Origin of the sequence: Phenylobacterium sp., assembly GCF_030654915.1 — a bacterium.
Taxonomy (GTDB): Bacteria; Pseudomonadota; Alphaproteobacteria; order Caulobacterales; family Caulobacteraceae; genus Phenylobacterium.
The window spans coordinates 1-8464 of sequence record NZ_JAURWM010000152.1; the positions used below are offsets into that span (position 1 = coordinate 1).

Genomic DNA, 8464 nt, shown 5'->3' on the forward strand with positions numbered 1-8464 from the left:
GGGCGCGAGTACTTCTTCGTCGACCGCGCCCGTTTCGAGACGATGATCGGCGAGGGGCATTTCCTGGAATGGGCCGAGGTCAACGGCAACCTCTACGGCACCCCCAAGGCGCCGGTGATGGCCGCCCTGGAAGAGGGCAAGGACGTGCTGTTCGATATCGACTGGCAGGGCGCGGGGCAGATCACCGAGAAGGCCCCCAACGACAGCGTCGGGGTGTTTATTCTGCCGCCGTCCTGGGAGGACCTGTCGCGCCGGCTTCACGCGCGCGCGCAGGACAGCGAAGAGGTGATCAACCAGCGCTTGGCTCTGGGCAAGGAAGAGATCGCCCACTGGCGGCTCTACGACTACGTGATCGTGAACAAGAACTTCGACCGGGCCTATGCGGATCTCGGCCACATCTATCGTTCGGAGCGAATGAAGCCGGGCCGTAACCCGTGGCTGCCGGAGTTCGTCGAGGGGCTGCTGCTGGAGTAGCCGCGGTTCCACGGGCAGACGGCTGGCGACTGTCTGGGGATAAAAGTCAAAGACAACCAGAACAGGGTGGCTCTCACTCAGATGTTCTGTTTTTGTTCCGGTCATGGAGGCGCTCATGACAGGACGGGACGGGCAACAGCCGCTGCTGGCGTGCGTGGGGATGGACCGGCATCTGGTGGCGCGTTGCGCCTCGCCCGGTTGCGAGCGCGCCGCGCCGTGCGATCCGACGATCTGGGTGGCGCAAGGCCTGGGCGGCCTGCCGCTGGGGGCGTTCTCTGAGCGCCTGCGCTGCGTCTGCGGCAGCCGGCGGGGCCGGCTGGTGATGGAGAGCGGGCCGTTCCCGGAGGTGCGCGAGAGCGGCGGGCTCTACGTTTTCAGGTAAAGACGAGGACGCGCCTGACGCGTGTTTCGATTGGCGTGGAAAGTTCCGGTTGTTAGGCTTCGCAGGCGGCGTCCGCCGCGCCAGTCTGGAGCGTCCCATGGACATCCCCTGCGCGATCCTGATCGCCGCGTTCTGTCTCCCGGACGCGAACTTCAAGCTGGAGGTCAAGGCGGGACCGGAAGGCTCGGTTGCCATCGTCACCTCCGGCGAAGTCCGCGCTCGGATCCTGCTGTCTGACCCGGGTGGCGCGCCCGCCCCCGAGATGGCGACGCAGCTTTGCTATGAAGGCGCCTGCGTCGACTATTCGGCCCGCCTTCGCGAGGAAGCCTCATCGGTCGAACTGCTCATCGCGGCCGGCCCCGGCCAGGAGCGCTTCATCCAGCTCCGCGGTCCGCTTCAGGCGGTCGGGGACCTCTCGGCACAGATGGCCTACGTGGTCGAATCTCACCGGCGCTGGGTGCGGATCCCCCTCAGCGAATTTTTGATGACCATCGACACGCCACCGGCGCAACCGCAGTAGCGGCCGAGCATCGCCTCGGCTTGGACTGGGCGCGGTAATCCTGTAGGAGGCGCGCCTGACCACATCTGTGACGGCCTCTTTCGGGTTTCCGGCCGCCACTGACATTCGAGCCCGCGACCAGGAGAAATCCCATGGCGTGGCTCGCGCTTAGCATTGCCGTCGTAACCGAGATCATCTGGGCGCTCAGCCTGAAGTGGGCGGGCGTTCAGGCGACGTGGCAGGCGGCGAGCGTGCCCATCGCGCTGAGTTTCGTGAACATGGGCCTGCTGGCCTTCGCCATGCGCGGTTTGCCGGCTAGCACCGCCTATGCGATCTGGACCGGACTAGGCGCCGTCGGGGTTGGTATCTGCGGAGCGCTGCTGTTCGGCGAGAAGCTGTCCATGGCGCAGATCGGCTTCATGGGCATGATCGTGTTCGGCGTCGTGGGGATGAAGCTGGTCTCCCAGGCCTAACCACCCATTGAAGGGAATGTTCAGTGTCGCGATCGCAGGTCATCATCCTCAATGGGGTCGGTAGCGTCGGCAAGAGTTCGACGGCGCGGGCGTTGCAGGAGATCGCCACCCGACCGTTCCTGCATGTGGCGATGGACAGTTTCCTTGAGATGTTGCCGGCGGCGATGATGGGACACCCGGATGGACTGGTGTTCGAGCCGGGGCAGGAGGACGGCCATCCCTCCATCGCCCTCCGGACGGGTCCAGTGCTGGACCGCGCCATGCAGGGCATGCGCCATGCGATCGCGGCGATGGCGGGGCAGGGCAACAACCTGGTTGTTGACGAGGTGATGTTGGGCCGTGGCGAGGCGCGGGCCTATCGCGAACTGTTGCTGGGCCATGACCTGCGCATCGTCGGGCTGGTGGCGCCGCTCGACGTGCTCGAACGGCGTGAGCGTGAGCGGGGAGACCGCGAGATCGGCCTGGCGCGATGGCAGTTCGATCGCGTGCATCAGGGCGTCGTCTATGACCTGGAGATCGACGCGACGGCGACGACACCGGCGCAGAACGCACGGAAGATTTGCGAGGCGTTTGGGCTGTAGCGCTGATCTTCCCCCCGGGGGAAGCAGGGCGAGGTAGGGGCTTGGCGCCCCTACCTCTGGTGTCCTGGACGCCGCGGTGGCCCGAGCAGCCGGGCGGCGGTCCGGGACCTGTCCTACCCCATCAGCAAGACGCCCTTGCGACGGGCGCCGCGGGTCATGACGCCGACCGCGCCGAAGCCCAGGATCATCATCGCCCAGGTGGCCGGTTCTGGAACAGCGCCGCCGATCGGCCCAGGGCTCGGAAGATAGGCCAGGGTGTTGATCTTGTAGGGGAGTACGCCGGCAGGGCCGCCTTGGGTGATGTGCAGGCTGCCGATCCCGTGCAGGTCGCCGCCGTAGCCTTGGAGGCCAGGCGTGATGCCGAAGAAGTAGTTGGAGCCCGAGGCCTCGTCCCAGGACACGCCGTAGAGGCCGTCGTCGGTTCCGACCATGGCGCTTAGCCGGCCGGGGTGGATGGTGCTTCCTGTGTCGATGGCGCCGAGGCCATCGATCCAGGCGCCAGCGCCGTCGGCGTCACGGTTGATGCGGAAGAACAGGTCGTTCACGCCGTCGAAGGCCGTGCCGTAGAGTTGGCCGTTGTAGCTGGCCATGCTGTCGAGCGCGAAGCCGAAGAACTCGCCGCCCTCGCCCAGGGTCAGGCCGCCGAAATAGTCGCCATAGGCTCCCGTGCCGTCCGACTGTTCGATCAGCTTGTAGAAATAGTTGAAGCCGTCGTTCCAGCTGCTGGCGAACAGTTCGCCGGCCAGGGGCGCCATGTTGTCGACCGGGAGGTCGAGCTGGGGACCCGCTTCGTTCTGCGTGACGATGTCGCCGGCGTAGGAGGAATAGCCGCCGACCCCATTGGCCTGCGGATCGACGTGGAAGTAGTAGTCGAACTCGCCGCCCTGGTGGACCTTGCTGCCCACGAGCTGGCCGTTCATGCCGGCCATGGCGGTCAGGGGCAGGTCATTGGCGAGCCCGTTCTTGCCAATCTTCAGATGGCCGAAGTTAGAGGTGTAGGCGCCGCCGCCGATGGTCTCCGGGTTGATCTGCATGAAGAAGTCGATGTCGTCGAAGGCGGTGGCGTAGATCGTGCCCGCTTGGCTGGGGGTGGCGACGGCGGCCCCGAGGAGCAGCGCCGCGCTGATGATTAGACGAGATGCGCGTCGCATTTCGGCCTCCATGATCCGGAAGGCGAAGGCGCCACCGGTTGTGCGCGGAAACTAACGGCTCGTTAAGGCTGTGGAGGTGCAGCGACGCGCGTAAAGGTGCAGGGACGTGCACCTGAGGTGGGTTCAGCGCGAGCGGACGGCGTTGTCGCCATAGGCGGGGCCGCGGGCCATGGATCTCGACAGCGGCATGCGCAGCAGCCAGTCGCCACCAGCCGCAAGCGGGGTTGGGCCGATGTCGCGGGCCAGGTGAGTGCTGAGCTCCTGCGAGATGGAGCCCTCCGGCGCGACGGGATCGGCGGCCACCAGGGCGGCGAAGCGGCGATCGTCCTCGGCGGGGTCGTCGCTCAGGTCGTAGACACGCTCGATCAGCATCGCCGTGGCCGTCGGCGTGCGGCCGCCGTCCAGGGCCGAGCCTAGGGATAGGCCGTCCATCACGTCGGCGCGGGACGTCGCCACGCCGTTGAAAATCCCAAACAGCATCGAGCCGCTGGTGACGTCGGCGGCGATGCAGAACACCTGGTTTTGGAGGCACAACGCCCAGCCGTCGACGACGGTGCCGCCGGTGCCCATGGTCAAGCGCAGCAGGCCGTTGGGGTCCAGCCGCATCATGCTGTGGTCGTGCAGGAAGCGGCCGGGCTGCATGACGTAGGGCCGGGTGGTGCGAAAGATCCCCTCATAGGCGGCGGCGCGCAGGGCGGTCATGGCGTGGATCTGATCGAGGATGGCGATTGGCAGGCCGGTGGGGGGACGCGACAGGCCCGGCAGGCCGTCGGGGTCGGCGCCCAGCAGTTCGGCCAGCCCCGCGAGGCTGCGGTCCCAATCCAGGCTGCTGAAGCTTGGCACCCGCTTGGCGACCAGGGCGGTGATCAGGGACAGGTTGTGGGCCGAGGGACTGACCGCGCCGGTCACCCACCGTCCGACCACGGACTTGTCGACCCCGAGGTCGGCGGCCAGCCGTCCGCGGCTCATCGAAAGCGCCTTCAGGGTCAGGCCGAGTTTGTCGGAAAAGGATTCCTGCATCGGTCTGGCCCCAGGGAGGATGACACGAGCCGGTTGTGTAGGTGCGCCCGCCCAGCGTGCATGGTGCATAGTTTGGCGGGAAGGCATAGCTCATCCACGAAAACGCCCCGCCCTCGGGTGAGGACGGGGCGCTGGACTGGTCTTTGGGCTCGCCGGTTACTTGGCGAGCATGGCCTTGAGTTCGGCCTGGGTTGCGTTGATCGTAGCCGAGCCGTCGGCGATGGCGAGCTTGTCGGTCTCCACCGCGAAGGTGTCGGTTCCCATCTTGATGGTCGCGACCTGCTTGCCGCCCGGATCAGGCTTCACGGCCGTCACCTGACCGATCGACGCGCCGGTCTTGTCCTTGACCGTAGCGCCGACCGTTAGGGGCGCGGTCGCGCTGGCGTCCGTGCCCGAAGGGCTGCTGGCGGCCGGCGAGCCCTCCGCGGCCGGGGACGTGGCCTCGTCCGACTGGGCGGCGCCTTGAGCCATGGCCGGAGCCGAAGTGATCGCAAGAGCGAGGGCCGCGGCCCCGAAGGTGAGAATTGAACGCATGAGGTCTCCCGTAATTGACTGGGCCTCCCCCGAGGAACGGACAAGCTGGCGGGCGTTTGAGGTCATCAAGGGACCGTGATGAGGCGATATCTTGGCTTGGCCGTAGGGCGCGGGCCTTGCGAGGAAGCTGAAAACCCCGGAGAGCTTTGGCCTGCGGCCGGGTGGCCGGCGAGGCGGATGCTTGAATGACGGTGCTCTATTACGCGCTTGCCGCGGCGGCCGAGATCGCCGGCTGCTTTGCGTTCTGGGCCTGGCTGCGGCTGGATCGCTCGGTGTGGTGGGTGGCGCCGGGGATGGCGTCGCTGGCGCTGTTCGCTTTCCTGCTGACCCGGGTCGACAGCGAGGCGGCAGGGCGAGCCTACGCAGCCTATGGCGGTGTCTACATCGTCGCCTCGATTGCTTGGCTCTGGCTGGTGGAGCAACGCACGCCCGACCGCTGGGATCTTCTGGGGGCGGCGATCTGTCTGGTCGGGGCGGGCGTGATCCTGTTGGGGCCACGCAGCGCCTAGGCTTGCGGCGTTGACAGGGCGGGCGCGCCGTCCCTAGCTGAGGCATGGCCTGACATCGGCATGCGGGCGCATCACACGCCCCTTTCACGAGCCCCGCGGAGCGCCGCGCCGGGCCTTCCGATCACACGCTATCGAGACCGATCCCTATGAACACACCCGCCGTCGCCATCCGCCGCGTTCGCGCCGATGACCTGCCCAAGATCGTCCGCTTCGCCTTCACCGTGTCGATCACCGAACCGCTGACTGAGATCAGGCGGCTGGATGAGGCGTTCGAGACCACAGGGCTTTGGCAGGATGAGGCCGGGGCCATGGCCATGGTCGAGGCCGCGAGCGGCCGGCTGCTGGGGACCATGCAGTTCTATCGCTCCGGGCCGTGCATCCATGGACTGGAGCTAGGCTACATCATCCATGCCCCCGCCGACCGGGGACACGGCTACGCCGCGCCGGCGGTGGCGATGTTCGCTGATCTGTTGTTCGAGGAGCGGCCGGGTGTTCACCGGCTGCAACTGATGATCGAGGTGTGGAACACCGCCTCGTGGAAGCTGGCCGAGCGTTGCGGGTTCGTCCGTGAAGGGCTGGTGCGCAGTTCGGGCTTCGGCGAGGCCGATCCGGGCGACAGCTTCCTCTACGCCCGGACGCGCCGAGACTGGCGCGAGCAGCGCCAGACCAGGGTGGGCGGTTAACCCAGGGGGTTTCTGGCCAGGGTGCGGGTGACGCCGACGCAAATCAGGGTCTGGCCAAGGAAATAGAGTCCCCAGATGGCCAGTCCGATCCACGCTGCGTGCTCCAGGGCGCCGGCACGGGCGAAGATCAGCAGGTCGGAAATCACGAACATCAGCGCACCGGCCCCGACCAGGGCGCGGGGGAAGCGGCTGGTCCAAGCCATGGCGGCCATGACCGCCAGGCTCATCGAATAGAGTGTGGCGGCCGCGGCCAGGCCTCGGTCGGTGGGCAGCAGGAAGGCCAAGATCCCGGTGGCGGGGACTAGGAGGATGGCGAACAGCAACTGGCTGCGGCTCAGCGCCCGGCGCCGATTGCGCAGGTAGAGCCAGATGGCGATCAGGTGGCCGACTAGGAACGCGATCGCGCCAACGGTTAGGCCGGCGACCTCCAGCAGCATGTCGCCGAGCGCGCCGAAGGCCATGACCGCGCAGATCAACCAGCCGTCGAGGTTGCGCGCCCTCAGGGCGGCATAGAGGGCCAGCAGGCTGACGCCCGCGCCCTTCCAAAGCATATTGGCGATCGGGGGGAAATCCATCTCCCAGGAGGCCACGTAGCTGACGCCGGCGGCCAGGGCCAAGGCCAGCACCAAGTACGGCGCGAGACTGCGTCGATCCATCTTGTGTCCCCCGAGTTCTTGGACGGCAGTAGAGCCGGCGCTGGGGGAGGGCGGCAAGCCCTTTGCTACCAGACCTTCCACCATTGGTCGGAGGCTAGCGCCGCGTCGCCGGGCCGGACCTCCTGCTGGCCCCAGGACATGACCATGAACAAGGTGTGGCTGCGGATCGTGGCGGTGCCGGCCATGCGCGCGCCGAGCGCGATCGGGCGGCCGGTGGCGGTGTCGTAGGCGAAGGCCGAGAACTCGGCGACGCCGGTGCGGTCGCGGCGCGAGTAGGCCGACAGTTCCGGGATGGTGGCGTTGGTCAGGTTGGACGAGATCGGCAGGGTCAGGCGAGGAATGCCGACCACGCGCTGCATCTTGTCGATCGACAGGGCGCCGAGCCGGATTTCGACGACGATGTCGGAGTCCGCCTGGGTGGCGCTCAGTCGATTGCCGCGGGCGACCAGCGCCTCGCGCACCGCGCTGGCGGCGTACTCGGCGCCTTCGCCCCGGAAGTTGGAGGTGTCCAGGAACACGCGGGCCTCGGCGGGCAGGGCCAGGGAGAACTGGCTGGCCGCGCGTTCGGCGGCGTGGGCGACGAGCAGTTGTTCGGTGGCGGTGCGCGCCGGCGAGGTTTCATTGGCGCTCGCGCAGGCGACCAGGACGAGGCCGCTGATCGTGACGGCGCAGTATCTAACAAGCTTCACATTGTGCCTCCGGCCGTGACGGAAGGGGCCAGAGGCTCGTGATTCGGGGCATGAGTAGGGCGAGGTACGCATTGGGTAGCGGGGTGTAGACGCGGACTGTTACACTTTCTCCGGGCAGACTTGGGGGAAGTGATGGGTAAGCATTGGATGTTGGCGGCGCTGATCGCCGCAAGCTGGGCCGGAACGGCGATGGCCGGGACGATCAAGATCGAGCCTGTCGAAACCCTGGGCTCGATGGTGGAGTTTCGCGACGGCATGGCGGGCGCGCGTTCGAGCCTGGCGCGCAGCGACGCGGCTCTGCTGGTGGCGCGGGCGACCCATGACGATAAAGACATGCCGTCGCTGGTGATCGCCGTGGAGAACCACGGCCAGGCGCCTTTCAATATGACGCCGTCGAGCGTGAGCGTGACGACCCAGAGCGGCGCGGCCGTGGCGGTCTATACCCGCGATGAGGTGATGGCGAGCCTGGAGGCCAGGGGCCGCAAGCGGGCGAAATGGGCGCAGATCGCCGCGGCCATGGACGGGGCGGGCGCGGCGGCCCGCGATCGGCCGACCCCGACCAATCCGCGCATTCAGGACGGCCCGGCCCGCGTGCAGGCTGAGAATGAAGCGATGATGGCCTCAGCTGAATATCTGGGTTTTGTCGCCCAGACGGTGCAGCCGGGCGAGAAGCACATGACCGACCTTGGTCTGGCGCAACTGCCCAAGGACACGACCGATTTGACGGTCGCGGTCACCCTGGCCGGCGAGACGCACCGGTTCCCGCTGAAGGTTACGCGCTATCGATGAGGCCAGGGTGGGCCGGCCGGCGTG

13 protein-coding genes are annotated in these 8464 nt (G+C 67.4%); 8 read left to right on the forward strand and 5 right to left on the reverse strand.

Annotated features, from left to right (window positions below; genetic code table 11):
* The 5 genes from gmk to Q7T84_RS07925 form a co-directional block, all read left to right on the forward strand.
* On the forward strand, positions 1-474 hold a 474-nt coding region (gmk, locus tag Q7T84_RS07905; protein ID WP_304807489.1), incomplete at its 5' end, for a guanylate kinase.
* Between the two features lie 115 nt (positions 475-589).
* Positions 590-856 (forward strand): hypothetical protein, encoded by a 267-nt coding sequence (locus tag Q7T84_RS07910; RefSeq protein WP_304807491.1) that lies wholly within the window; start codon positions 590-592, stop codon positions 854-856.
* 97 nt (positions 857-953) lie between these two features.
* The gene (locus tag Q7T84_RS07915; RefSeq protein ID WP_304807494.1) at positions 954-1376 is read left to right on the forward strand and encodes a hypothetical protein; all 423 of its coding nucleotides are present in this window, start codon (positions 954-956) and stop codon (positions 1374-1376) included.
* 131 nt (positions 1377-1507) lie between these two features.
* Positions 1508-1828 carry a multidrug efflux SMR transporter gene (locus Q7T84_RS07920; protein ID WP_304807498.1) on the forward strand — a complete coding sequence of 107 codons (321 nt, stop codon included), beginning with the start codon at positions 1508-1510 and terminating at the stop codon, positions 1826-1828.
* A 23-nt stretch (positions 1829-1851) separates the two neighbouring features.
* A complete protein-coding gene (locus Q7T84_RS07925) occupies positions 1852-2409 on the forward strand; it encodes a chloramphenicol phosphotransferase CPT family protein (RefSeq protein WP_304807500.1) in 558 nt (185 codons plus the stop codon).
* A 113-nt stretch (positions 2410-2522) separates the two neighbouring features.
* Here the strand turns inward: Q7T84_RS07925 and Q7T84_RS07930 are convergent, their stop codons facing one another.
* The 3 genes from Q7T84_RS07930 to Q7T84_RS07940 form a co-directional block, all read right to left on the reverse strand.
* The gene (locus Q7T84_RS07930) at positions 2523-3560 is read right to left on the reverse strand and encodes a PEPxxWA-CTERM sorting domain-containing protein (RefSeq protein ID WP_304807502.1); all 1038 of its coding nucleotides are present in this window, start codon (positions 3558-3560) and stop codon (positions 2523-2525) included.
* A 123-nt stretch (positions 3561-3683) separates the two neighbouring features.
* A complete protein-coding gene (locus Q7T84_RS07935; protein WP_304807504.1) occupies positions 3684-4580 on the reverse strand; it encodes a helix-turn-helix transcriptional regulator in 897 nt (298 codons plus the stop codon).
* Between the two features lie 156 nt (positions 4581-4736).
* The gene (locus Q7T84_RS07940) at positions 4737-5114 is read right to left on the reverse strand and encodes a hypothetical protein (protein ID WP_304807506.1); all 378 of its coding nucleotides are present in this window, start codon (positions 5112-5114) and stop codon (positions 4737-4739) included.
* A gap of 185 nt (positions 5115-5299) precedes the next feature.
* On the opposite strand from Q7T84_RS07940, the gene Q7T84_RS07945 reads away from it, so the two are divergent.
* Both Q7T84_RS07945 and Q7T84_RS07950 read left to right on the forward strand, forming a co-directional pair.
* On the forward strand, positions 5300-5623 hold the full coding sequence (locus Q7T84_RS07945; RefSeq protein ID WP_304807508.1) for a YnfA family protein: 324 nt from the start codon (positions 5300-5302) through the stop codon (positions 5621-5623).
* 146 nt (positions 5624-5769) lie between these two features.
* Positions 5770-6306, forward strand: coding sequence for a GNAT family N-acetyltransferase (locus Q7T84_RS07950; RefSeq protein ID WP_304807510.1), 537 nt, complete (start codon positions 5770-5772; stop codon positions 6304-6306).
* On the opposite strand, the gene Q7T84_RS07955 is transcribed toward Q7T84_RS07950, so the two are convergent.
* Positions 6303-6962 (reverse strand): lysoplasmalogenase family protein, encoded by a 660-nt coding sequence (locus Q7T84_RS07955; RefSeq protein WP_304807512.1) that lies wholly within the window; start codon positions 6960-6962, stop codon positions 6303-6305. The two genes, Q7T84_RS07950 and Q7T84_RS07955, sit on opposite strands and share 4 nt — an antisense overlap.
* A gap of 65 nt (positions 6963-7027) precedes the next feature.
* Positions 7028-7651 (reverse strand): DUF6655 family protein, encoded by a 624-nt coding sequence (locus tag Q7T84_RS07960; RefSeq protein WP_304807514.1) that lies wholly within the window; start codon positions 7649-7651, stop codon positions 7028-7030.
* A gap of 132 nt (positions 7652-7783) precedes the next feature.
* Between Q7T84_RS07960 and Q7T84_RS07965 the strand changes: the two genes are divergently transcribed.
* A complete protein-coding gene (locus tag Q7T84_RS07965) occupies positions 7784-8440 on the forward strand; it encodes a hypothetical protein (protein ID WP_304807516.1) in 657 nt (218 codons plus the stop codon).
* The last annotated feature ends 24 nt before the right edge of the window (positions 8441-8464 follow it).